We start from the raw sequence: 22,302 nt of genomic DNA on the forward strand, positions 1-22,302 counted from the left end.
TCAGCTGGGCACCGCGTAGACGGCCACGCGCGCGCTGGCGACGCCGGCCCTGTCGAACGTCCCGTCGCTGGTGATGAGGCGCAGCTCGGGCCCGGTGCCCTCGGGGGCGACGAGCGTGCTGTCCGGCTCGGCCGGCGGGAAGAGCGCCGTGTGGCGGACGGTGAAGCGGGTGTCGTGGCCGGTCTCGTCGCGCACCACGAGCAGCGCGCCGGGCATCAGGGTGGCGAGGCCGGCGAACGCGCCGTTCGTGTAGCCGAAGCCGGAGTGCCCGGACAGCACCGCGACCCCCGGGCTGCCGGGTGCCGGGCCGTCGGCGAACCAGCCGACGCCGGCCGCCGTGCCGGGCTGCTCACGGCGTCCGCCGCCGACCCGGCCGAGGTCGACGATGTGGTCGAGCGTCCGGCGGAGTTCGGGGATCCACAGCTGCGCCGGCGGGGCGCCGGCCGCCGCCGCGGCGGGGCGTCCCGCGGCCGGGGCGCCGGCGGGCACCGAGGCGTCCGGGGTGAGCACGAAGGTGACGCCGACGAGGACGCCGACCAGCCCGGCCACCACGGCGACCACGACGCCGGCCGGCCGCACGAGCTCGGATCGCCGCTCGGGCCGTTCGCTCACCTTCGTCTGCTCCACACCTGTTCGATGTCTCAGGAGTCGTGAACGGCTGAGTGGCGTTACCGAATCGTGTCCAGTGGTGGTGGAGTTCACTCGATCGGGTTATCCGTCTGTGATCTGCGCTTCAAAAGAGCACGTTCGGACCAGTGAATCGGGGCAATGTCCGGCACGGGGCGGGGAGATCCGACAAAATAACTGGTTTCGACCCGTCGGACTGGGGATATTCACCAGGCGGAAGTGAGGTGTGCCGAGCTGTGCGGAAAATCGAAGAGCCCGGGAACGCCACCGTGGGCGTGCTGGACGTCGGATCGTTCAGCGCCCGCCTGGTGGTGGTCCCGGTCGCCGGTCGCTCGCTCCAGCCGGTGCTCAACCACCAGACGCGCCTGCGCCTGGACCGCGAGCTCGACTCGCACGGCCGGCTGACCGCCCGCGGTATCGCCTCGGTGACCGCCGCCGTCGCGGCCGGCATGACCACCGCCTACCGCCACGGCTTCGCCAGTGTGTACCCGCTGGCGACCTCGTCCATTCGCGACGCGGCCAACTCGGCCGACGTCGTCCGGCACGTCGCCGGCGAGACCGGCGTCGAGCTGCAGTTCCTCTCCGGCCGCCGCGAGGCCGAGCTGGCCTACCTGGCCGCGCGCCGCTGGTACGGCCCCAAGGCCGGGCCGTTGCTGATCCTCGACATCGGCGGCGGCACGGTGGAGCTCGCGGCGGGCTGCGGCGAGCAGGCGACGTTCGCGCGGTCGCTGCCGATGGGCGCGCGCTCCCTGACCCGCGACTGGCTGCCGACCGAGCGGGTCTCGGGCAAGCAGGTCAGGGCACTGCGGGCGTACGCGCTGGACCAGGCCACCACCACGCTCGGGGCCGCGGACATCGCCGGTCACCGGACGGTCGGCTGCTCGAAGGTGCTCCAGCAGCTCGCGCGGCTCGCCGGCGCCCGGCCGGGCAAGTCCCGCGACCTGCGCCTCGACGACCTGCGCGCCTGGATCCCGCGGCTGGCCGCGATGCCGACGTCGAAGCGGGCCGAACTGCCCGGGATCTCCCGCAACCGCGCCAACCAGGCCCTGGCGGGCGCGATCGTGGCCGAGGCGCTGCTGAGCGTCGCCGGCGGCCAGCTGACGATCTGCCCCTGGTCCACCCGCGACGGCCTGCTGCTCGCCCTGCGCGACGAGGCCGCCAAGGGACGCCGCCGCGGGCGCGTCCAGGTCGCCTGAATCCGTCCCGGCCTGGTCGTGGCCGGGAAAACCGGGTATTCCGGAAGACATGAGCCAAACGCAGCGGTCCCACGGCAAGGACGACGAAGACGACGAGCTCCCCAAGCTGCCCACCGCCGGCCAGCTGACGCACGACGTGCCCACCACCCCGGACCCCGACGTCAAGCCGGCCGGCACGGAGGAGATCCCGGACCCACCGGGCCGGGACGCGGTGAGCGACCTCCCGCAGTGAGCCGTTCCGGGCGACCGGGCCGGTTTCCGCCGAATGGTCTTGCGCCGGTCCGATAGTGCCTTGCCGTTCCACGGGGGCGGTGGCTACGTTCCGGTGATGCGTTCGCGACTGCTGGCGGTGACCTTCGAGGCGGACGACCCCGCTGAAGCGGCGCGCTTCTGGGCCGGCCTGCTGGGCCGGGAGGTCGTCGAGGACGACGGCGGTGTGCTGCTCCCGGGCGGGGAGGCCCAGCTCGGCCTGCGGTTCGCACCGGGCCGCGCCGGCCGGCTCGGCGCGAACCGGATGCACCTGCACCTGACCAGCGCCGACCTCGACGACCAGCGGCGCACGGTGGCCGCGGCGGTCGGGCTCGGTGGCCGCCACGTCGACGTCGGGCAGCGACCCGAGGAGGCCCACGTCGTCCTGGCCGACCCGGCGGGCTACGAGTTCTGCGTGATCGAGCCCGGCAACGGCTACCTCGCCGGGTGCGGCCCGCTGGGGGAGCTCACCTGTGCCGGCACCCGGCGGGCCGGCCTGTTCTGGAGCGCGGCGCTGGGCTGGCCCCCGGTGTGGGACCGGGGCGAGCAGATCGCGATCCAGTCGCCGCGCGGCGGCACGAAAGTCGCGTGGGACGTATGGGACGGCACACCCGTGGCGCCGAACCGGCAGTGCTTCGAGCTGCTCCCGGCGGACGGCGACCAGCGGGCGGCGGTCGACGCGCTGATCTCCCTCGGCGCCGCCCGGCTCGGCGTCCGCGACGACGGCACCGTCGTGCTGGCGGATCCCGACGGCACCGGGTTCCGCGTGCGGCCGGTGGAGAGCGCACTGACCGCCCCGGGTCCGTGAATGGCTCATCGAGGGACTCGGAGTCCCTCGATGAGCCATTCACGGACTTTCCGGGTCAGCGGCCTTCGGCGGTGATCGGGTTCGACGGTTCCGCGAACTGACGCAGCTTCGAGGTGTCACGCCGCATCGGCGCGCGGCCCGGGGGCTGGCGCGGCGGATCGCCCGCGTCGATCTTCGGGATCGCGAACCGCTGGGGTTCGACGGTGATGGTGATCCGCTCGCCGTGGTGCACCACGTCCAGCGGTTCGCCGGCCAGCACGTGGTAGGTCGCCTGGTCGGGATCGATCTCGACCTGGAACCGCGTGCCGCGGAACATCAGGCGGAAGGTGATCCGGTCCAGCTGCGGCGGCAGCCGCGGCGCGAACGCCAGCGCGCCGCCGTGGTCGCGCAGCCCGCCGAACCCGGCCACCGCGCCCTGCCACGCCCCGGCCAGGGACGCCATGTGCAGGCCGTTGCGGACGTTGTTGTGGACGTCGTGCAGGTCGGTCAGCGCGGCCTCGGCGAGGTAGTCGTAGGCCAGCTCCAGATGCCCGACCTCGGCCGCGACGACGGCCTGCGTGCCCGCCGAGAGCGACGAGTCCCGCACCGTGCGGGCCTCGTAGTAGGCGAAGTTGCGCGCCTTCTCCTCCATGCTGAACGAGTCCCCGCACATGTGCAGGGCCAGCACCAGGTCCGCCTGCTTCACGACCTGCTTGCGGTAGAGGTCGAAGTACGGGAAGTGCAGCAGCAGCGGGTAGTGCGCGAGGTCGGTGCCCTCGTAGTCCCACTCGTCGTGGTCGAGGAACCCCTCCGACTGCGGGTGCACACCGAGTTCGCGGTCGTAGGGCAGGTACATCGCCGCGGCGGCGGCCCGCCACGTGTCGAGCTCGACCGTGTCGACCTCGAAGCGGGCCGCGATGTCGGGGTGCCGCGCGCACGAATCCGCGGCCGCCAGCAGGTTCCGGCGCGCCATCAGGTTCGTGTAGACGTTGTTGTCCGCCACCGCCGAGTACTCGTCCGGGCCGGTGACGCCGTCGATGCGGAACGCGCCGTGCCGGTCGTGGTGGCCGAGCGATGCCCACAGCCGCGCGGTTTCCAGCAGCAGCTCGACGCCGTAGTCGCGCTCGAACTCCTCGTCGCCGGTCGCGTTGAGGTAGCGCAGCACGGCGTCGGCGATGTCCGCGCTGACGTGGAACGCCGCCGTGCCGGCCGGCCAGTAGGCCGAGCACTCGGCGCCGTTGATCGAGCGCCACGGGAACGCCGCGCCGCGCAAGCCCAGCTGGTGCGCGCGTTCCCGGGCTTTGTCCATTGTGGAATGCCGCCAGCGGAGTGCGTCGCGGGCCGCGTCCGGCATGGTGTAGGTGAGCACCGGCAGCACGAACGACTCGGTGTCCCAGAACGCGTGGCCGTCGTAGCCCGGGCCGGTGAGGCCCTTGCCCGCGACCGCCCGGCTTTCCCCGCGGGCCCCGGCCTGCAGCAGGTGGAACAGCGCGAACCGGACGGCCTGCTGCAGCTCGGGATCACCGTCGATCTCGATGTCCGACGTGGCCCAGAACTCGTCGAGGAACGCGCGCTGCTCGGTGACCAGGCCCTTCCAGCCGGTCTGGCGGGCGCCCGCCAGGGCGGCCTCGACCTGCGAGCGCAGCGCGGGTACCGAGCGCTGCGCCGACCAGCCGTAGGCGAGGAACTTCGTGATGCGGAGCTTGCCGCCCTTGGGCACGTCGACCGCGACGGTGAGCCGCGCGAGGTCCTCTTCGGCGTGGATGCGGGCGCGGATCCCGTCGTCCACCTCGATCTTGTGGTCCATCGCCGCGGCCATCCGCAGCCCGGAGCGCCGCGTCTGGTGCACCAGCACGGCGTTGTAGTCGGTGGCGCGGTGGAACTCGCCGACCAGCGGCGACTCCAGCGCCGCGGCCACCCGCGGGTCCCGGGTGTCGGACTCGATCGGCTCGTTGGCCAGCAGGTCGGACTGCACGACCAGCTGCAGGTCCTCGTCGAGCGGCTCGACCTCGTAGCGGATCGCGGCGATCGCGCGCTGGGTGAACGACACCATCCGCTCGGTGCGCACCCGGACCCGGCGTCCGGTGGGCGAGGACCACTCGGTCGTCCGGGTCAGCGTGCCCCGGCGGAAGTCGAGCACCCGGTCGTGTGCGGTGGCCGCGCCGTAGCGCATGTCGAGCGGCTCGTCCTCGACCAGCAACCGGATGATCTTGCCGTCGGTCACGTTGACGACGGTCTGGCCCTCTTCGGGGTAGCCGTACCCCGCCTCGGCGTAGGGGAGACCGTGCTCCTCGTAGAAGCCGTTGAGGTAGGTGCCGGGCAGGCCGCGCGGTTCCGCTTCCTCGAGCGTGCCGCGCAGCCCGATGTGCCCGTTCGACACCGCGAAAGCCGATTCGGTGCGCTGCAGGGCGTCGACGTCCATGCCGCGCCACCGCAGTTCCCACGGCGAGCACTCGTACCCGCGTGGTTCGTCGCTCATTCAGTCCTCCAGCAGTTCGGCGAGGTCGTCGACGACGACGTCGGCGCCGTGCGCGCGCAGTTCTTCGGCCTGGTCGGCCCGGTTCACGCCGACGACGTACCCGAACCCGCCCGCCTTTCCGGCCTGGACGCCGGACTGGGCGTCCTCGAACACGGCGGCGTTTGCGGGCTTGACCCCGAGGGCTTCGGCACCGGCCAGGAACGAGTCCGGCGCGGGCTTGCCCTTGAGGTGCCGCTCCCGGATGGTGAGGCCGTCGACGCGGGCTTCGACGTACTTGCTCAGGTCACCCGCGTCGAGCACCTTGGCGCCGTTCGCCGACGACGTCACCACGGCGATCCGCAGCCCGGCGGCCTTGACGGCGTCGAGGTAGCGGATCGAGCCGGGGTAGGGGCTCACGCCGCGCTCGTCGATGATCTTCAGCACCAGCTCGTTCTTGCGGTTGCCCACGCCGTTGACGGTCGGGGCGTCGACCGCATCGTCCGGATCGCCTTCCGGCAGCGTTATCCCGCGCGACTTCAGGAATTCACGCACCCCGTCGGCGCGGGGGCGGCCGTCCACATAGGTCGCGTAGTCCTTGTCCGTGAACTCCTGGAACCCGGCGCCGTCGCGGGCGCGGAGAAATTCGTCGAATGTCCGTTTCCAGGCCTCACGATGGAGAACCGCTGTTCCGGTCAGCACCCCGTCGAGGTCGAAAAGGCACGCGGTGATGGTTTCCGGCAATCCCGTCATGCCCGCACGCTACCGGTCATCGCCGTCGTTCGCGGGTTCTTCGGGGTGGGGCCGCACCCGATGGATGAGTTCGTGCACGGTCGCGTCCGCGAGCCGGTAGCGCACCACCCGGCCGGTGCGCTGCGTGGTGACCAGGCCGTGCGCCCGCAGCAGCCGCAGGGCCTGCGAAACCGCGGTGTCCGTCATGCCCGTGACCGCGGCGAGGTCGGTGACGCTGATCTCCCGCGCGTAGTGGATCGAGACGAGCAGCGCGAGCCGCGAGGGGTCGGCGACGACGGAGAAGCGCTGGGCCCACTCGTCGATGACGGCGCGGTCGCCGAGCCCGTCGGCCGCCGCGGCCACCCGCTCCGGGTCGATCGGCTTGCGGCCGGGGTCGGTGCTCACCCCCGGATGATTCCACCTGCGGTCCGGGCCGACCACCGGTGGCCTGGGTCACGCGCGGCTTGACGGCACCGGGGTGGCCGGGCGAGGCTGGCGTTAAGACGCTTGTCATAGTTCCTGGGAGCCGAAAATGACCGATGTCGCCGCCGAGACCCGCTCGAAGACGATCACCTGGCAGGACCCGCTGGCGACGGCCCGGCTCGGCCTGACGATGACCGGCTCCGAGTACCTGACGGCGATCGCCGAGGGCCGCATCCCCGGCCCGCCGATCGCCGCGCACTTCGGGATGCGGTGGGAAAGCATCGGGCATGGCGAGGTCGTCGCGGTCATCGAGCCGGACGAGTCGATGTACAACCCGATCGGCATGGTCCACGGCGGCGTCGCGGCGACGATGCTCGACTCGGTGGTCGGCTGCGCGGTGCATTCGACGCTGCCGGCCGGGGTCGGCTATTCGTCGGTGGAGCTCAAGGTCAGCTACCTGCGCGCGATCCACGCCGGGCGCGGCGAGATCCGCGCGACCGGCCGCGTCGTGAAAGAGGGTTCGCGCATCGCCTTCGCCGAGGGCGAGATCCGCGACGCCGACGGGAAGCTGCTCGCGACGGCGTCGGGGACCTGCGTCATCACGCGCTAGCGAGCTTCCTTGACGTCCCAGTGCTCGACGAGCAGGCCGCCTTCGACGCGCAGGATGTCGACGACGGCGTAGGTGCTTCCGGGCAGCTGCACGCGCAGGTGGGCCACGACGAGGTCGTTCTCGGCGACGACGTGCTCGATCGTCGTGGTCCCGCCCATGAGCGGCGAGTTCTTCACGGCGTCGGCGAACGCGTCACGGCCCGAGGGGAGGCCGGGGCTGTGGGTCACGAAATCGGGGTGCAGGGCGGCTTTCGCGGCGTCGATGTCCTTACGGACGAACAGGTTCTCCAGGCATTCGACGACGATTTCGCGGGTTTCGCTCATGGCGTTCATGGTCGGCTTTCCGGGCGTGGCCGTCGATTACGCCGCGGGTAATCACCGCGGCGGGCGGACCCGTCGGCCGCGAATGGCGTCGCCGCCGCCGTAGCGCGCGATGACCGAGGCCAGGAGCTTCCGGGCGTCCTCGACGCGTTCGGCGCCGTAGTCCGCGACCAGTTCCTCCTGGAGCTCTTTGCGGAGCGCGCGTGTCGCCTCGACCGCGTGAAGCGCGTGCTCGGTGAGGTGCAGGAGCTTGGTCCGCGCGTCGGCAGGGTCGGGCTCGCGGCGGACCAGGCCCCGGCGTTCGAGGTCGGCGACGGCCTTCGACGCGGCCTGCTGCGTCACCCCCATCCGCTCGGCCAGCGCGGTGATGGACAGCGGCGCGGCCAGGACGTGCTGGATGACGACGCCGTCGTTGAAGCGCAGGTCTCCGAGGCCCCGCTCGGCCAGGCGGCGTTGCACTTCGTCGGTCATCGCCCAGCCCGCGAAGAGGGCGGTGAGTGACAGATCGAGGGAGTCTGCCGTAGGATGCACAACCATGGTTGTGGAATCTAGCAGAGTGCCGGCCGAGCTGGCCGGGGAGTTCGTCCGCGTGGCGCACCGGATCGTCTGGTGCACGATGGTGACGGTCGACCGCCGCGGCCGGCCGCGGTCCCGGGTCGTCCACCCGATCTGGGAGCGGACGCCGGAAGGCCTGTCCGGCCGGCTGTTCACCCGCCCGACGCCGCTGAAGGTCGCGCACCTGACGGCGTCGCCGTACGTGTCGTGCTCGTACTGGGACCCGCAGCACGAAGTCGCGGTCGCGGAGTGCCGCGCGGACTTCGCCGACGACGAGGCGACCCGCAAGTACCTGTGGGACCTGTTCGAGTCGACGCCGGAGCCGCTGGGCTACAACCCGAAGATCCTGGGCGGCGAGGACCACCTCGACCCGAAGATCACAGTGCTGCGCTTGACACCCTGGCGGATCTCGACGGGCGGCGAAGCCTGGCGCGCGGCTTAGAACAGCGTCAACTGTCCTTTGGGTGGCCGGTTCCGAGCGTCGCGCGCGGCGCACCGGCCGCAAGTCACTTCGTCGTCGGTCGGCCGCAGCCCGCGGTAGTCCCAGCTGTTGAGGCCGGTGCCGCAGGCGGGCAGCCAGTCGCCGGTGACGAGGTGCACGGTGCCCGCCGTGGTCCGGCCCCGATCCCCGGCGTGGGCCCGGCGCCAGGTCGGCGGCGGCCCCGGGGGAGTTTCGGCCGGGCGGTGGTGGGTGAGCCGGTTTCGGAACGCGGCCAGGGGTTTGCGCTGCGGGGGCAGCGTGAACAGGGCGGGCGGATCGGCCTCCGGATCCATGGAGTCCACGGTCGCAGGAGGTCCCGCCGATCGGCTACCGCCATCCCGGGCACCGCGGACCGGTGTCGCGGACCGGGTGTCGCGCACCGGGTGTCGCGCCGGCCGAGCGCGCGGCTCCGAGATCGCCGCACGGCCGTGAAGGGCACCCTCAGGGCTTATATGTCCCTGAAGGTGCCCCTCACGACATTGAAGTCCTGAGGGTGCCCCTCATGGCTTATATGTCCCTGAGGGTGCCCCTCACGGCTGTGAAAGTCCTGAAGGTGCCCCTCACGGCTTGGAAAAGTCCTCAGGGTGCCCCTCACGGCTGTGAAAGTCAGGCAGCCCCGACGCGGCGGTCGAAGACCAGGCCTTCGGCCGCCCGCAGCCCCACGCTGATCGCGCCCGTCAGCACCGCGTCCTCGCCCAGTTCGCCCTGGACCACTTTCGGGACCAGCGGCGTGAACGCGCGCAACGCGCGGTCGATCGGCTCCAGCAGCAGGTCTGCCGCCGTGCCCATGCCGCCGCCCAGGACGATCAGTTCCGGGTCGATCACCGCCGCCACCGAGGCCACCGTGTACGCCAGGCGATCCGCTTCCGTCTCCACCGCGCGGCGGGCCAGCTCGTCGCCTTCGCGGGCCAGGCGGAACACCTCGCGGGCCGATTTCGCTGTCCCCAGGCCGAGTTCGCGGGCGCCGCGGACGACCGACTGTGCCGCCGTCGCCTCCTCCAGGTGGCCGCGGGTGGGCGGCAGGCCCGGGGAGTCGGACGCGCGCGTGCGGCCGTACGGGAGGTAGCCGATCTCGCCCGCCGCGCCGGTGGCGCCGCGGAAGACCCGGCCGTCGACCATGATGCCCATGCCGACGCCGGTGCCGATCGTGATGCAGCCGAACACCGATGCCCCCCGCGCGGCGCCGCTTTCGCCTTCGCCGACGGCGGTGAGGTTCGCGTCGTTCTCGACCATCAGGTCCGGGCCCAGCGCGGCCTCGAGGTCGTCGATCAGCCCGGCCCGGCCCCAGCCCGGCAGGTTCGGCGCGTGCCGGAAGCAGCGCTTGTCCGGGTCGGCGACGCCGGGGGAGCCGACGACGCGGACAACGATGTCGCCCGCCGTCAGCCCGGCCTCGGCGACGGCGTCGGCGGCGATCCGGCCGACGGCGGCGACCAGCGCCGCGCCGGAGCGGGCGGAGTTGCGTTCGTCGCGGCGCGCCACGAGCGTCCGGCCGAGGTCCGACACGGCGACGCGGATGTGCTCGCGGCCGATGTCGACGCCCAGGACGTACCCCGCGGTCGGGTCGGCTTCGTACAGCACCGCCGAGCGTCCGGTGCCGGTGGAGGTGTGCCCGGTCGGGCGCGCCAGGCCGGCCGCCTCGAGCGCCAGCAGCGCCTGGCTGACCGTCGGCTTCGACAGCCCGGTGTCCTTCGCGACCTGCGGCCGCGTCGCCGGGCCGCTGCGCCGCAGCAGGTCCAGCACCGCGCGCTGGTTGATCTTCCGCATCCCGGCGGGGGTCCCGACCGTGGGGATTTCTACGCCGGCCACCCGTGCCCGCCTCCTGTCGTCCTCGTGCTCATCGCCAACCTAATCACCGCGCCGCCGCCGGGGACGGGAATTCCGCCGGAATCCGGTCCGTTGACCCGAGCATGAGCACTCCGGTACGCGGGCGCGTCCGCGTGGCACAAGGCGCGAAGCGGGTTCGGGTGTTCCTCGGCGGGCAGGCCGTCGCGGACACGGTGCACCCCCTCCTGGTGTGGGAAGTCCCGTACTACCCCACGTACTACTTCCCACGCGCGGACGTGGAGAGCGGCCTGCTCACCCCTTCCGGCCGGACGTCGCACTCGCCCAGCCGGGGGGAAGGTGTCCGGTCGACGATAAAGGTTGCCGGGTCCGAGGCGGTGGACGGCGCGCTGGAGTACCCGGATTCGCCCATCGAGGAGCTTCGCGGCCACGTGCGGTTCGACTTCGCCGCCTTCGACTGGTTCGAAGAGGACGAGCAGATCTTCACCCACCCCCGCGATCCCGGGGTGCGCGTCGACATCCTGCCCAGCTCGCGGCACGTCCGGATCGAGGTCGACGGCGTGACCGTGGCCGACACCGTCCGCCCGCACCTGCTGTTCGAGACGAACCTGCCCACCCGGTACTACCTGCCGCGCGTGGACGTCCGGATGGACCTGCTCGAGAAGACCCAGACCGTGACGCACTGCCCGTACAAGGGGGCGACGGAGTACTTCTCGGTGGCCGGGCACGAGGACCTCGCCTGGAGCTATCCGACGCCGCTGCCGGAGAGCACGCGCGTCGCCGGGCTGGTCGCCTTCCTCGACGAGAAGGTCGACGTCTACGTGGACGGCGTCCTGCAGGAGCGGCCCAGGACCAAGTTCGCCTGACCGCTCACGCGTCCGGCAGCCAGTTCCCGTGGAACCCCGCCGGCACGCGCTGCGGCAGGTGGACGACGGCGACCGGCGCGGCGGCGACGTCCCCGGCGTCGAAGACCACGAGGTCACTGCGGTCTTCCGCGGCGTCGTGGACGTAGGTGAGCAGCCAGCCGTCGCCGCTCTCGGCGGGCACGAACACGGCCTCGCCGGGGGTGCGCCCGGGCGCGAAGACGTGCTGCTCGACGGCGCCGGTGTGCAGGTCGTGGCGGCGCAGGAAGCTCTGCTCGCCGTCGCGGCCGCTCTGCGTGACGTGCCCGAACCGGACGTCGGAGCCGGCGAAGCGGTCGTCGATGCGCGGGAACTCGGCGGGCCGGTCGTCGAGGCGCTCCTCGGTGACGCGGCCGGTCGCCGGGTCGAGGCTCCAGCGCCACAGCACGCCGGGTGACGGCTCGTGCCCCTCCCGCCACAGGTGGTCGTAGCGGACGACGGTCACCACGATCCGGCCGCCGGTGGTGTCGTGCGCGTTGAGCGTGTGGAAGACGTAGCAGGGTTCGACGTCGAACCAGCGGACGCCGCCGGCCGGGTCGTCGCGGCGCAGCACGCCGAGGCGCGCGCCGTAGCCGGCGTCCCAGCGGTAGGGCATGCCCTGCCCGACCGACGCCCGGTCGAACACCACCGGCAGGTCGTAGAACACGGCGTGGGACGCGGTGAGCGCGAAGTCGTGCATCATCGTCAGGCCCGGCACGTCGATCGGCTGCCGGACGCCGAGCTTCCCGCTCGCGTCGGCGCGGTAGTAGCTCACGTGCGGCGCGGTGATGCTGCCGTAGCCGAAGAAGTGCAGCTCTCCGGTCGTGGGGCAGATCTTCGGGTGTGCCGTCATCGAGTCGGCCAGTTCGCCGCCGAAGTCGTACGCGCCCACGGTGTCCAGCTCGGTCGTGATCTCGTACGGCAGCGACGACTCGACGAGCGCGAGCGTCCGGCCGGCGTGGTTGACGACATGGGTGTTCGCGGTGCTGGTGCGCAGGTTCCGGGTGCCGTCGGCGTTGTAGAGCGTGGCGTCGTCGTCGCCGAAGCTTTCGGTGCGGACCCAGCGGTTGCGGTACCAGGCGGCTCGGCCGTGCTCGAGGCGGACGCCGTGGAGCATGCCGTCGCCGGTGAACCAGTGCTTGCTGCCGGTGCGCGGGTTGGGGCCGTTGCGCAGGTACCAGCCGGTCAGCTCGGGCGGCAGCGCGCCGGTCACCGGCAGGTCGAACGCCGTCAGCTCGTCGTGGACGGGGGCGTAGGCGCCGGTGAGGTGGAAGCCGGTGGTGGTCATGGTGATCACGCGGCTTTCTGCGCGCGGGCGCGGACGATGCGCGGGTAGCGGATGGTGAAGGCGACGGGGACGGCGAAGCCGAGGACCTTGAGCACGATCAGCGCCGCCGTCGCGTGCGGGGCGTAGTTCAGCAGCGCGATGCCGGCGAGGCCGGTGACCGTGAAGCTCGCGGCCCACACGAGGGTGATGACCAGGTTGACGCGCTTGAAGACCGGGTTGTCCCACAGCTCCGGCGGCGTCATCGTCTTGGCGATGCCGAGGGTGAACGGGCGGCGCACGAGGATCGAGCCCCAGGCGGTGAGCGCCAGCCAGGCGTCGGTGAGCGCGCCGGTGTAGGTCTTCAGCGGCGACGCCGGGAAGCTGAACGCGACGACCGTGAGCAGCGCGAAGAAGGCCAGCGCGCTCAGCTCGATGATCAGCGTGCCCGGCTTGCGGCCTTCGCGGCGGGCCACAACGAGCAGGACGGCGGCCAGGACGAGCCCGGTCAGGCCCGACCAGCGCCAGTCGAACTGCGTCGCGACGACCGCGAAGGCAATCCACGGGATGAAGCTCTTGAGGTAGTTCATGACCGGTCTCCCCACGACATTCCAACTGTGACATGTCGAAGTTAAAGGGTCATCATTGGACATGTCAAGAGTGGAAGGTAGGATGGGGTCATGAGTCTTCGACACGCCGTGCTGGGGCTGCTGGACGAGGCGCCGGCCAGTGGTTACGACCTGCTGAAACGCTTCGAGCAGGCGATGTCCAACGTGTGGGCGGCGACCCAGAGCCAGCTCTACGGCGAGCTCGGCAAGCTCGAGAAGGCCGGTCTGATCCGGGTGCTCGCGGAGGGACCGCGCGGGCGCAAGGAGTACGAGATCACCGAGGACGGCCGCGTGGAACTGCGGCACTGGCTGGTCGAGGTCAAACCCAACCGGTCCCCGCGCAACGAGGTCCTGCTGCGCGTCTACTTCCTGGGCTCGGTGTCACCGGAGAAGGCGAAGGAGTTCATCGAGTACATGGGCGAGAACAGCCGCGAGCGCGAAGAACGCCTCACGGAGCTGGAGGCGTCCATCGACTGGGGCGACGACAACGAAGCCCAGTACGGCCGCCTGGTCCTGGAGTGGGGCAAGCGCTTCTCGGCGATGAGCCGCGAGTGGTCCGAGTGGGCCGTCAAGCAGATCGGGTAACCTCGTATAACGCCCTATACCGCTCGGGTCAGGCGGCGCGGCGGCCGTGGGCCGGGCGGCGGAAGGGGCGGGACCGCGGCCGGGGCGCCGCCGGGGTGTCCACAGTAGACCCGCGTGTCGTGACGTCGTCGCCTGCCGTCGCCGCCGGGAGGGGTGCGGTGCGGTCGCGGTGACCTCGGTGCACCGCGTACAGCAGCGCTAGCCCCAGCACCACCAGCACGTGCGTCGCCAGCCGGGCCACCGTCACCTGGCCGGTCACCAGGTCGCCCGCCGACAGCGCGAACAGCACCCCGACGAACCCGGTCAGCAACGGCAGCTGGCCGCCCGCCGTGCGCGGGCGCAGCGCCGCCGTCAGCAGCCCGATGCCCACCGCCAGGTTCCACGCGCCGCTCTCGTGCGCCAGGTGCCCGGGCAGGGCCATGCCCTCGTGCGCGTCCGCCGTGCCCAGCAGCTGCGCGAACGCCAGCCCGAGCTGGGCGAGCGCCACCACGGCCAGTGCGATCCGCACGCCCCAGCCGTCGCCGGCCGGCGCCGGGGTGCGCTCGAGGATCGACGCCGTGAGGTCCGGGACGCGCGGTGCCGGGCGCAGCAGCATCGCCCGCCGCAGGTGTTCCGCGCCGGTGAGCCACTCCCGGCACACCGCGCAGCCGTCGAGGTGCCGGTCGACCGCGCCCGGCGGGCCCGGCTCGGTCTCGCCGTCGAGCCTGGCCGACAGCCCTTCGCGGCATTCTTCGCACCTCACCTCCCAGTAGTCGGGCGAGGAGGCCACGAGGTTCCCGGTGACTGCTAGCGTCCCGGACATGACCCGGGGTGAGAGGGACGAGCGCGCGACGTCGCTGGCGCTGGCCGCCGGCCGTGGCGATCGCCGCGCGCTGGAGGAGTGGGTCCGCGCGACCCAGGCCGACGTCTGGCGCTTCCTCGCCCACCTCACCGACGCGTCCCAGGCCGACGACCTGACGCAGGAGACCTACCTTCGCGCCTGCGGTAGCCTTCGCCGCTTCGCGGGACGCTCGTCGTCGCGGACGTGGCTGCTGTCGATCGCGCGCCGGGTCGTCGTCGACCAGCTCCGGGCCGCGGGCGCCCGGCCCAAGATCGCCGACACCGACTGGGAAGCCGCCGCCGAACGCGGCCGCGGTACCTCGGCGGGCTTCGAGGACCTGGTCGAGCTGGGCCTGCTGCTCGACGGCCTGGAGCCCGAGCGGCGCGAGGTGCTCGTGCTGACGCAGGTCCTCGGCCTGTCCTACGCCGAGGCCGCCGACGTCTGCGGCTGCCCGGTCGGCACCGTCCGCTCGCGCGTCGCCCGGGCCCGTGAAGACCTGGTCCAGGCCCGTCGTGAGCGCGGCTCCGGCACCGGCTGACCCACCCGGCGCACCCGCTTGGGCCGTCCGGCACTGTGGCGGCGCACACATTCGGCCGCTTCCGGTGTCATCTCGTCACAGAGATGGGCGGACACGACTACGCCGCGTTGACGCCCTGACAACGCCTGCTTAGCGTGACCCGGGTCACGAGGTCCCCGCCTCCCACCACGCCGCTCCGTTTCGCGTCGCCGTGAAGCGCGCAACCCCGGAGCCCCCGAAGGGATTCCCGATGGCCAGTCCCACCACCGAACCCGCGGACCCGGGGCAGGTCGGCCGCCGCCGCTTCCTGACCTACCTCGTCGCCGCGCCGACGCTCACCATCGCCACGAAGCTCACCGCGGACGCCGTCGCGCCGGCCGTGGCCGAAGCCTCGATCCCGACCCTGCCGCAGCCCGCCGAGATCCTCGACCTCGGCGACGTCCTGACGCTGTCGGGCGTGCCGACCGCCGGGCTGCTCGTGCTCGAGATGACCGCAGACGGCCGGGCGCGGCTGCAGCTGCCGCGCTGCGAGGTCGGCCAGGGCATCACCACGGCGAACGCGATGCTCGTCGCGGAGGAGCTGGACCTGCCGCTCGACCGGGTCGACGTCGTGCTCGCGGACGCCCGCACCGAGCTGCTGTTCAACCAGCTCACCGGGGGCTCCAACACGATGCGCTCGCTGTACGACCCGGTCCGCGCCACCGCGGCGGCCGCGCGCGCCCGGATGGTGGCCGCGGCCGCGGCGCAGTGGGGGACCGACGCGTCGCGACTGTCCACACGCGACGGTGCGGTGTGGGCGCCGGACGGCCGCAAGGCCGGCTACGGCACGCTCGCTGGGCCGGCGTCCCGCTCCGGGCTCAGCATCGGTGTGGTGCAGCCGAAAGCCGAGTCCGCGCACACCCTGGTCGGCACGCCGACCTCGCGCAAGGACGCCCGCGCGATGGTCACCGGCCAGCAGGTCTACACCCTCGACCTCGACGTCCCGGGGGCGAACCCGGTGATGGTGCGCCGCCCGCCGACCATCAACGGCACCGTCAAGAAGGTCAACAACGAAGCCGCGGTGCGGGCGATGCCGGGGATCATCGACATCGCCGTCGTGAAGACCGGCGTCGCGGTGATGGCCGAGACGTTCGGCCAGGCCCTCGACGGCAAGGAGGCGCTCGACGTCACCTGGGGCCCGGGCACGGTCGACGGCGAGAACAACGAGACCATCAAGAAGAAGCTGCACGACGCCACGCTGCCGTTCGTCGTGCCGCCGCTGCTGACGCAGTACGTCGACGGCGAGTTCGACTTCGCCTTCGCCAGCCACGCGCCGATGGAGTCGAACTCCGCGGTCGCCGACGTCCGCGAAGGCAGCGCCACGATCTGGGCCGGGCTGAAGTCGCCGATCGTGGCGAAGCAGACCATCGCGCAGGAGCTGGGCCTGCCGGAGAACCAGGTCACGGTGCACGTCCAGCAGGGCGGCGGGTCCTTCGGCCGACGGCTGTTCTTCGACGCCGCTCTGGAAGCCGCGCACATCTCGCAGGCGATGAAGAAGCCCGTCCGGCTCATGTGGAGCCGGATCGACGACATGCGCCACGGCCGGGCGCGCGCGGCGAGCCACCACAAGATCCGCGCCACCTTCGCGCTCGGGCAGGTGCTCACCTTCGAGCACCGCGTCGCCAGCGTCGAAACGGACTGGAGCCACGGCCTCGGCGAGATCCTCACGGCGTTCGCGGCGCAGCTGCCGGTCGCCGGGAACCTGAGCTTCGCGCAGACGGTGTTCCTGCTGACGATCAAGTCGCCGTACAACTTCGGCGTCACCACGCAGCTGCTCAACGAGGTACTGCTGAAGTTCCACACCTCGGCGTGGCGCTCGGTGTACTCGGCGAACACCCGCGGCGCCGAGGAGATCATGGTCGACGAGATCGCCGCGAAGCTCGGCAAGGACCCGGTGCAGTTCCGCCGCGAGTTCATCAAGGTCGACCGCCAGCGCGCGGTGCTCGACAAGGTCGCCGAGCTCGGCGAGTGGGGCAAGAAGATGCCGAAGGGCTTCGCCCAGGGCATCGCGGTGCACGGCGAGTACAAGTCGTTCACGGCCTGTCTGGTCGAGCTGGACGCGCGCGACCCGAAGTACCCGCGCGTCACCAAGGCGACCATCGCGGTGGACGTCGGCAAGCCGGTGAACCCGCGCGGCATCCAGGCGCAGATGCTCGGCGGCCTGACCGACGCGATCTCGACGACGCTCACCGCGGGCCTGCACATCGACAAGGGCCTGCCGCTGGAGGGCAGCTACTCGCAGTTCCACTACGCACGGCAGAAGAACTCGCCGCCGGACGTCACGGTGCACGTCATGCCGGCGACCGGCGACGACATCGGCGGCGCGGGCGAGCTCGGCCTGCCGGCGCCGGTCGGCGCGATCGCCAACGCCTACGCCCGCGCCACCGGGATCAAGCCCCGCAGCTTCCCGATCACGTTCCCGGTCGACTTCGACCCGTTCCCGCGCTGACAGGAGTTCCCACCATGCCGAACTACACCTTCGTGGTGAACGGGAAGACCGTCACCGTGGACGCGCCGGCCGACCTGCCGATGCTGTGGGCGCTGCGCGACAAGCTCAAGGTCCGCGGGCCGAAGTACGGCTGCGGCATCAACGTCTGCAAGGCCTGCACCAGCCACCTCGACGGCGAGGCGTTCAACCCCTGCGTCACGCCGGTTTCCGACTGCGCGGGCAAGGAGGTCACCACGATCGAGGGGCTGGCCGACGGCGAGAACCTGCACCCGGTCCAGGAGGCGTGGCTGGAGCAGGACGTCGCGCAGTGCGGCTACTGCCAGCCCGGCCAGATCATGGCCGCCGTCGCGCTGTTGAAGAAGACGAAGAACCCGACGGACGCCGACATCGACGCGATCCAGAACGTCTGCCGCTGCGGCACGTACTTCCGGATCCGGGAGGCGATCAAGAGCGCGGCCGCCAAGATGTGACCCGCGGATGCGGAGGTTCTACAAAAGGATCTCCGCATTCGCGGATCTTGGCATATGTTCACCCGATCGTGGTGCGTGCCTTCGGGTTAGATGTCGGTCTCGGGCCTCGACGAGGAGGCCGGGGGACGCGGAGGCACCATGCACGACCAGGCCGAAGAGCTGGCGTCCGCCGTCTCGACGCTGGCCGCCGAGGTCGAGCGGAAGCTACCGGAGCTGATCGAGAGCACCGTCGCCCGGATCCGGGCCGAGATGCCGGTGTACCGCGACGCCCGGTTCGTGCCCCCCGCGGAGCTGCGGAACTCGGTGCGCGCCAACCTCGACCACGCCCTGCGGACGCTGCGCGGGACCGGCGTCCCGGACCTGTCCCAGGCCCGCGCGACCGGCCGGGCCCGCGCGTTGCAGGGCGCGCCGCTGCCGGAGCTGCTGCGGGCCTACCGGATCGGGCTGACCGAGGTCTGGCACCGGTTCGTGGACCTGACCGCCCGCGGCTCGTCGCAGGATCTGGCCGGGCTGGTCGCCGCGACGACGGCGATCTGGGCCCTCATCGACGACCTCGCCGAGGCGCTCACGACGTCCTATCGGGACACGACGGCGGAAGTCCTGGTGGCGCAGCAGAACCGGCGCTCGGCGCTGGTCGAGGCGCTGTTCGCCGGCGGCTCCGCGACCGAGGGCACGCTGTGGGACATCGCCCGTGTGCTGGATCTTTCGCTGGACGGCACGTTCGTCGTGGTCGCCGCGGAAACCCCGCGGCTGGGCCAGGAACCGCTGCCGCAGATCGAGCAGCGGCTGCGCGGACTGCACCACGCGTCCGCCTGGCGGCTGAGCCCGGACCTGCAGGTCGGCGTGGTGTCCCTGCGCGACCCGAGCGCGTCGAAGGCGATCGTGGACCTGGTCCGGGAGCACCCGGTGGGCCGCGTCGGGATGAGCCCGGTGTTCACCGGCCTCGCCCACACCGCCCGCGCGCTGCACCTGGCGCGGGTGGCGCTGTCGAGCCTGGCGCCGGGCACGCCGTCGCTGGTGCAGTTCACCGAGTCGCCGCTGGCCGGCCTGGTGGCCAGCTCGCCGGAGGCGTCGGTGCAGCTGGCCCACCACGTGCTGCAGCCGATCCTCGACCTGCCGGGCGACGACCGGAACGTGCTCCTGCTGACGCTGCGCGCGTGGTTCGACTGCCAGGGCTCGACGAAGCTGACGTCCGAGCGGATGTTCTGCCACCCCAACACGATCCGCCACCGCCTGCGCCGGGTCACCGACGAGCTGGGCCGCTCCCTGACCGACCCGGCGGACATCGCCGAGCTGGGCGCGGCTTTGCGGGCCCTGAACCTCTTCCCGGAGGCGACCCACCTCCCCGCGCCGCGCTAGCCCGGTCGTCACTTTCGCTAGGAAAGATGCGTCGCCTCACGTGGACTTCACAGGTTTCGGCGCGGTGCGGGGCGCGGGGTCAGGGGCGGACGCCGGGGCCGTAGCGCCGGGCCATGCCGGTGAGCCAGTCGCGGCCGACCGGGTTCGCGGTGTGGACGTGCACCACCGGCGGCCAGCGGTCGTGTTCGCACAGCCAGAGCACGACCGGGCGGGTCGTGTCGTCGCCGCCGAGGTCGTGGTCCAGGGAGATCGCGGCGAACTCACCCGCCGCGAGCAGCTCGAGCGCCTCGGCGCTCGTCTTCGCCCAGGTCCAGCCGGCCGGGGCCGGGCGGAGGTCGTCGACCCAGAGGCGGCTCACGAGGCCAGCAGTTCGCGCGTGCGGGCCTGGTCCTCGGCCGGGCCGAAGGGCATCACCAGCAGCTCGGTCGCGCCGGCGTCTTCGAGCGCCTTCACCTGGCGCCGTACGGTTTCCTCGTCACCGATGATCGCGCTGTCGGACGCCTTCGCGTAGCCGTCGCGGTCCAGGACCGCGCGGTACGCCGGGACGCTCGCGGCGGCCCCGTACGCCTGCTCGACCCAGGCGCGCCGTTCGTCCACTTCGGACGTCACGCAGATCAGCTGCCCGGAGACGATCCGCGACGCGGCACCCAGCGCCGGCACCACGAACTCGCCGATCGCCCGCGGCCCGGCCCACGTCGTGATCACGCCGTCGGCCAGTTCGCCGGCCAGCCGCGTCGACTTCGGGCTCACCGAGCCGACCAGCAGGGACGGCCGCCCGGCGCCCGGCGCGTTCACGCCGCCCGCCGCGGTGAGGGTCTCGCCGTGGACGTCCGCCTTTTCCCCGCGCAGCACCGGGTTCAGTGCCTGCAGGTACTCGCGCAGGTGCCGCAGCGGGCGGTCGTAGGAGTAGCCGAACTCGTGCTCGACGATGTACCGGTGGCTCAGCCCGACGCCGAGGTGGACCGGCACGCCGGTGGCGGCCTGCACGGTCAGCGCCTGCGCGGCCATGGTGATCGGGTGCCGCGGGTAGGTCGGCACCACGCAGGTCCCCAGCTCGATCCCGGGCGCGGCGGCGCCGAGCGTGGGCAGCGCAGTGAGGGCGTCCCAGCCGCCGCGTTGCGCCAGCCAGAGCGTCTGGTAGCCGAGCTTCGCGGCTTCGCGTGCTTGCGCGGTCATGGCGTCGAAGCCGACGCCGAGTTCGTCGATCAGGATTCCGGTGCGCATCTGCATCCCCAGTTCTAGTAAGCCCGCTCGAGCCGCTTCCGGTCGAGCGCGACGGATTCGGTGAACAGCGCGATGGCCCGCGGCGCGACGGCACGCAGCTGCTTCGTGGAGACGGCCAACGGCTCGAAGGCGTGGGCGACGGTGTCGGCGATCAGCGCGGGCGCCGGCGGGGGTGAGCCGACGAGGAAGCCGTGCAGCACCGCCCGGTAGGCGACGGCGAGTTCGCGGGCCGGCCGGTCGGCGCGGAGCAGGTCGTTTTCCGCCAGCAGCTCGAGGTACTCGACGAACGCCTCGTCGTGGCGCGGGTCGAGCTTGTCGTGCAGCTTCGGCAGGAGCTTGCCGAGCGTTTCGGTGTCGTCGGCGTACCCGGCGCGCAACAGCGGGCGGGCCAGCACGTTCGTGTACTGGACCTCGGTCAGCGTGGCGAGCCGCGCGGCGAGCGGGTCGGCCTCCATGGCCCGCACCAGGTCTTCGATGCTGCGGACGGACTCCCGCAGCAGAACGGCCAGGAACAGCTCCTCGCGGTTCTTCCAGTGCAGGTAGACGGTCCCCTTGCCGACGCCGGCCCGCTCGGCGACGTCCTCGATCGTGGTGCGCCGGTACCCGGCGCGCAGCAGCAGCCCGGCGGCGGCGTCGAGGATCCGCTCGGCCCGTTCGGCGCGGTCTTCGGCAGGAGGCATACGACCATCGTATGACCGAATACGAAATCTGGTCAAACGTCAGGCCGGGAAAACGGCGAGGCGCGTGGCACCCCGCCGTCCCGGTGGGCGGTGCTCAGCCGTCCGACGACCGCTTCCAGAGGTTGATGTCCGCGTCGGTCGCGTGGCCGTCGATCTCGGTCAGCTCCTCGGAGCTGAAGTCGAGGTTGCCGAGCGCGCCGACGTTGTCCTCCAGCTGCTTGACGCTGCTCGCGCCGATCAGCACCGACGTCACACGGGCGTCGCGCAGCGCCCAGGCCAGCGCGAGCTGGGCCAGCGACTGCCCGCGGCGCCCGGCGATCTCGTTGAGCGCGCGGACGCGGCCCAGCCGGTCGTCGTCGAGGGTGTCCGGGTCGAGGGACTTGCCCTGCGCGGCGCGGGAATCCGCCGGGACGCCGGTCAGGTACTTGTCCGTCAGCAGGCCTTGGGCCAGGGGCGAGAACGCGATGCAGCCCGCGCCCACGTCCGCCAGCGTGTCGAGCAGGTGGTCCTCCTCGATCCAGCGGTTCAGCATCGAGTACGACGGCTGGTGGATCAGCAGTGGCGTGCCGAGCTCCCGCAGCAGCCGTGCCGCCTCGGCGGTCCGCTCCGAGTTGTACGAGGAAATCCCGACGTAAAGCGCTTTCCCGGCGCGGACGGCGCTGTCGAGCGCGCCGACCGTCTCCTCCAGCGGCGTTTCGGGGTCGAACCGGTGCGAGTAGAAGATGTCGACGTAGTCCAGGCCCATCCGGCCGAGCGACTGGTCCAAGGAGGACAGCAGGTACTTGCGGGAGCCCCACTCGCCGTACGGCCCGGGCCACATGTCGTAGCCGGCCTTGGTGGAGATCACCAGCTCGTCGCGGTAGGGCTTGAAGTCGGTGGCCAGCAGCCGCCCGAAGTTCTCCTCGGCCGAGCCGAAGGGCGGGCCGTAGTTGTTGGCCAGATCGAAGTGCGTGATGCCGAGGTCGAAGGCGCGGCGGGTGATGTCGCGCTGGGTCTGCAGGGGCTTGTCGTGGCCGAAGTTGTGCCACAGCCCGAGCGAGATCGCGGGCAGCTTCAGCCCGGACCGCCCGCAGCGCCGGTAGGGGATCGAGTCGTATCGGCCGGAAGCCGCAACATAGGTCACGCGGCCGATGCTAACCGTCCGGGACGCGGACGCCAGTCCGGTAGAGTCCGGGGTGAGCGAGCGCTT

Annotated in this window: 26 protein-coding genes; 11 read left to right on the forward strand and 15 right to left on the reverse strand. The window is 72.0% G+C overall.

All coding sequences use genetic code 11. From position 1 onward, the window contains the following. Entirely contained in the window at nucleotides 1-612 is a 612-nt protein-coding gene (locus tag OG494_RS03190; protein WP_328451753.1) for a class F sortase, read from the reverse strand. A 251-nt stretch (nucleotides 613-863) separates the two neighbouring features. Between OG494_RS03190 and OG494_RS03195 the strand changes: the two genes are divergently transcribed. The 3 genes from OG494_RS03195 (at nucleotide 864) to OG494_RS03205 (ending at nucleotide 2,880) form a co-directional block, all read left to right on the forward strand. Continuing rightward, complete coding sequence (locus OG494_RS03195) at nucleotides 864-1,823, forward strand: Ppx/GppA phosphatase family protein (RefSeq protein ID WP_328451755.1); 960 nt, start codon at nucleotides 864-866, stop codon at nucleotides 1,821-1,823. A 49-nt stretch (nucleotides 1,824-1,872) separates the two neighbouring features. Further along, on the forward strand, nucleotides 1,873-2,055 hold the full coding sequence (locus tag OG494_RS03200; protein ID WP_328451756.1) for a hypothetical protein: 183 nt from the start codon (nucleotides 1,873-1,875) through the stop codon (nucleotides 2,053-2,055). Nucleotides 2,056-2,151: 96 nt separating this feature from the next. Next, entirely contained in the window at nucleotides 2,152-2,880 is a 729-nt protein-coding gene (locus tag OG494_RS03205; protein WP_328451758.1) for a VOC family protein, read from the forward strand. 55 nt (nucleotides 2,881-2,935) lie between these two features. On the opposite strand, the gene OG494_RS03210 is transcribed toward OG494_RS03205, so the two are convergent. From OG494_RS03210 to OG494_RS03220, 3 genes are read right to left on the reverse strand one after another with little or no spacing between them, the layout of a single operon-like run. Beyond that, a complete protein-coding gene (locus tag OG494_RS03210) occupies nucleotides 2,936-5,338 on the reverse strand; it encodes a glycoside hydrolase family 65 protein (RefSeq protein WP_328451760.1) in 2,403 nt (800 codons plus the stop codon). Beyond that, nucleotides 5,339-6,067 carry an HAD family hydrolase gene (locus OG494_RS03215; RefSeq protein WP_328451762.1) on the reverse strand — a complete coding sequence of 243 codons (729 nt, stop codon included), beginning with the start codon at nucleotides 6,065-6,067 and terminating at the stop codon, nucleotides 5,339-5,341. Between the two features lie 9 nt (nucleotides 6,068-6,076). Continuing rightward, nucleotides 6,077-6,451, reverse strand: coding sequence for an ArsR/SmtB family transcription factor (locus OG494_RS03220; RefSeq protein ID WP_328451764.1), 375 nt, complete (start codon nucleotides 6,449-6,451; stop codon nucleotides 6,077-6,079). Nucleotides 6,452-6,578: 127 nt separating this feature from the next. Between OG494_RS03220 and OG494_RS03225 the strand changes: the two genes are divergently transcribed. Next, the gene (locus OG494_RS03225; RefSeq protein ID WP_328451766.1) at nucleotides 6,579-7,079 is read left to right on the forward strand and encodes a PaaI family thioesterase; all 501 of its coding nucleotides are present in this window, start codon (nucleotides 6,579-6,581) and stop codon (nucleotides 7,077-7,079) included. On the opposite strand, the gene OG494_RS03230 is transcribed toward OG494_RS03225, so the two are convergent. Together OG494_RS03230 and OG494_RS03235 are read right to left on the reverse strand one after the other, a co-directional pair. After that, on the reverse strand, nucleotides 7,076-7,402 hold the full coding sequence (locus OG494_RS03230; RefSeq protein ID WP_328451768.1) for a nuclear transport factor 2 family protein: 327 nt from the start codon (nucleotides 7,400-7,402) through the stop codon (nucleotides 7,076-7,078). The two genes, OG494_RS03225 and OG494_RS03230, sit on opposite strands and share 4 nt — an antisense overlap. 51 nt (nucleotides 7,403-7,453) lie before the next feature. Next, nucleotides 7,454-7,936: a MarR family winged helix-turn-helix transcriptional regulator gene (locus tag OG494_RS03235; protein ID WP_328451770.1), complete on the reverse strand. Its 483-nt coding sequence runs from the start codon at nucleotides 7,934-7,936 to the stop codon at nucleotides 7,454-7,456. Here OG494_RS03235 and OG494_RS03240 point away from each other — a divergent pair. After that, nucleotides 7,935-8,396 carry a pyridoxamine 5'-phosphate oxidase family protein gene (locus OG494_RS03240; RefSeq protein WP_328451772.1) on the forward strand — a complete coding sequence of 154 codons (462 nt, stop codon included), beginning with the start codon at nucleotides 7,935-7,937 and terminating at the stop codon, nucleotides 8,394-8,396. The two genes, OG494_RS03235 and OG494_RS03240, sit on opposite strands and share 2 nt — an antisense overlap. Here OG494_RS03240 and OG494_RS03245 read toward each other — a convergent pair. After that, a complete protein-coding gene (locus tag OG494_RS03245; protein ID WP_328451774.1) occupies nucleotides 8,393-8,728 on the reverse strand; it encodes a hypothetical protein in 336 nt (111 codons plus the stop codon). The genes OG494_RS03240 and OG494_RS03245 overlap by 4 nt on opposite strands. A 313-nt stretch (nucleotides 8,729-9,041) precedes the next feature. Then, nucleotides 9,042-10,241: an ROK family protein gene (locus OG494_RS03250; RefSeq protein ID WP_328451775.1), complete on the reverse strand. Its 1,200-nt coding sequence runs from the start codon at nucleotides 10,239-10,241 to the stop codon at nucleotides 9,042-9,044. A gap of 101 nt (nucleotides 10,242-10,342) precedes the next feature. On the opposite strand from OG494_RS03250, the gene OG494_RS03255 reads away from it, so the two are divergent. Further along, a complete protein-coding gene (locus OG494_RS03255; RefSeq protein ID WP_328451777.1) occupies nucleotides 10,343-11,083 on the forward strand; it encodes a DUF427 domain-containing protein in 741 nt (246 codons plus the stop codon). 4 nt (nucleotides 11,084-11,087) lie between these two features. Here OG494_RS03255 and OG494_RS03260 read toward each other — a convergent pair whose 3' ends face one another. Both OG494_RS03260 and OG494_RS03265 read right to left on the reverse strand, forming a co-directional pair. Then, the gene (locus OG494_RS03260; RefSeq protein ID WP_328458861.1) at nucleotides 11,088-12,386 is read right to left on the reverse strand and encodes a carotenoid oxygenase family protein; all 1,299 of its coding nucleotides are present in this window, start codon (nucleotides 12,384-12,386) and stop codon (nucleotides 11,088-11,090) included. A 5-nt stretch (nucleotides 12,387-12,391) separates the two neighbouring features. Continuing rightward, nucleotides 12,392-12,952 carry a hypothetical protein gene (locus OG494_RS03265; RefSeq protein ID WP_328451779.1) on the reverse strand — a complete coding sequence of 187 codons (561 nt, stop codon included), beginning with the start codon at nucleotides 12,950-12,952 and terminating at the stop codon, nucleotides 12,392-12,394. 90 nt (nucleotides 12,953-13,042) lie between these two features. Here OG494_RS03265 and OG494_RS03270 point away from each other — a divergent pair, with 90 nt between their 5' ends. Beyond that, nucleotides 13,043-13,555 carry a PadR family transcriptional regulator gene (locus OG494_RS03270; protein WP_328451781.1) on the forward strand — a complete coding sequence of 171 codons (513 nt, stop codon included), beginning with the start codon at nucleotides 13,043-13,045 and terminating at the stop codon, nucleotides 13,553-13,555. A gap of 28 nt (nucleotides 13,556-13,583) precedes the next feature. Here the strand turns inward: OG494_RS03270 and OG494_RS03275 are convergent, their stop codons facing one another. After that, the gene (locus OG494_RS03275; protein WP_328451783.1) at nucleotides 13,584-14,324 is read right to left on the reverse strand and encodes a zf-HC2 domain-containing protein; all 741 of its coding nucleotides are present in this window, start codon (nucleotides 14,322-14,324) and stop codon (nucleotides 13,584-13,586) included. Nucleotides 14,325-14,355: 31 nt separating this feature from the next. Here OG494_RS03275 and OG494_RS03280 point away from each other — a divergent pair, with 31 nt between their 5' ends. The 4 genes from OG494_RS03280 (at nucleotide 14,356) to OG494_RS03295 (ending at nucleotide 19,209) form a co-directional block, all read left to right on the forward strand. After that, nucleotides 14,356-14,913 carry a sigma-70 family RNA polymerase sigma factor gene (locus OG494_RS03280; RefSeq protein ID WP_328451785.1) on the forward strand — a complete coding sequence of 186 codons (558 nt, stop codon included), beginning with the start codon at nucleotides 14,356-14,358 and terminating at the stop codon, nucleotides 14,911-14,913. A 229-nt stretch (nucleotides 14,914-15,142) separates the two neighbouring features. Then, complete coding sequence (locus OG494_RS03285; RefSeq protein WP_328451787.1) at nucleotides 15,143-17,380, forward strand: xanthine dehydrogenase family protein molybdopterin-binding subunit; 2,238 nt, start codon at nucleotides 15,143-15,145, stop codon at nucleotides 17,378-17,380. A gap of 14 nt (nucleotides 17,381-17,394) precedes the next feature. Next, a complete protein-coding gene (locus OG494_RS03290; RefSeq protein ID WP_328451789.1) occupies nucleotides 17,395-17,850 on the forward strand; it encodes a (2Fe-2S)-binding protein in 456 nt (151 codons plus the stop codon). A 138-nt stretch (nucleotides 17,851-17,988) separates the two neighbouring features. Beyond that, complete coding sequence (locus tag OG494_RS03295) at nucleotides 17,989-19,209, forward strand: PucR family transcriptional regulator (protein ID WP_328451791.1); 1,221 nt, start codon at nucleotides 17,989-17,991, stop codon at nucleotides 19,207-19,209. Between the two features lie 79 nt (nucleotides 19,210-19,288). Here OG494_RS03295 and OG494_RS03300 read toward each other — a convergent pair whose 3' ends face one another. The 4 genes from OG494_RS03300 to mgrA form a co-directional block, all read right to left on the reverse strand. Beyond that, a complete protein-coding gene (locus OG494_RS03300; protein ID WP_328451793.1) occupies nucleotides 19,289-19,567 on the reverse strand; it encodes a cyclic-phosphate processing receiver domain-containing protein in 279 nt (92 codons plus the stop codon). Beyond that, nucleotides 19,564-20,433: a TIGR03564 family F420-dependent LLM class oxidoreductase gene (locus tag OG494_RS03305; RefSeq protein WP_328451795.1), complete on the reverse strand. Its 870-nt coding sequence runs from the start codon at nucleotides 20,431-20,433 to the stop codon at nucleotides 19,564-19,566. The genes OG494_RS03300 and OG494_RS03305 overlap by 4 nt, the downstream gene beginning before the upstream one ends. A 14-nt stretch (nucleotides 20,434-20,447) precedes the next feature. Continuing rightward, on the reverse strand, nucleotides 20,448-21,113 hold the full coding sequence (locus OG494_RS03310) for a TetR/AcrR family transcriptional regulator (protein ID WP_328451797.1): 666 nt from the start codon (nucleotides 21,111-21,113) through the stop codon (nucleotides 20,448-20,450). A gap of 94 nt (nucleotides 21,114-21,207) precedes the next feature. Next, the gene (mgrA, locus tag OG494_RS03315) at nucleotides 21,208-22,236 is read right to left on the reverse strand and encodes an L-glyceraldehyde 3-phosphate reductase (protein WP_328451799.1); all 1,029 of its coding nucleotides are present in this window, start codon (nucleotides 22,234-22,236) and stop codon (nucleotides 21,208-21,210) included. Nucleotides 22,237-22,302: the final 66 nt, after the last annotated feature.

The sequence above is a fragment of the Amycolatopsis sp. NBC_00438 genome (assembly GCF_036026695.1).
Lineage (GTDB): Bacteria > Actinomycetota > Actinomycetes > Mycobacteriales > Pseudonocardiaceae > Amycolatopsis.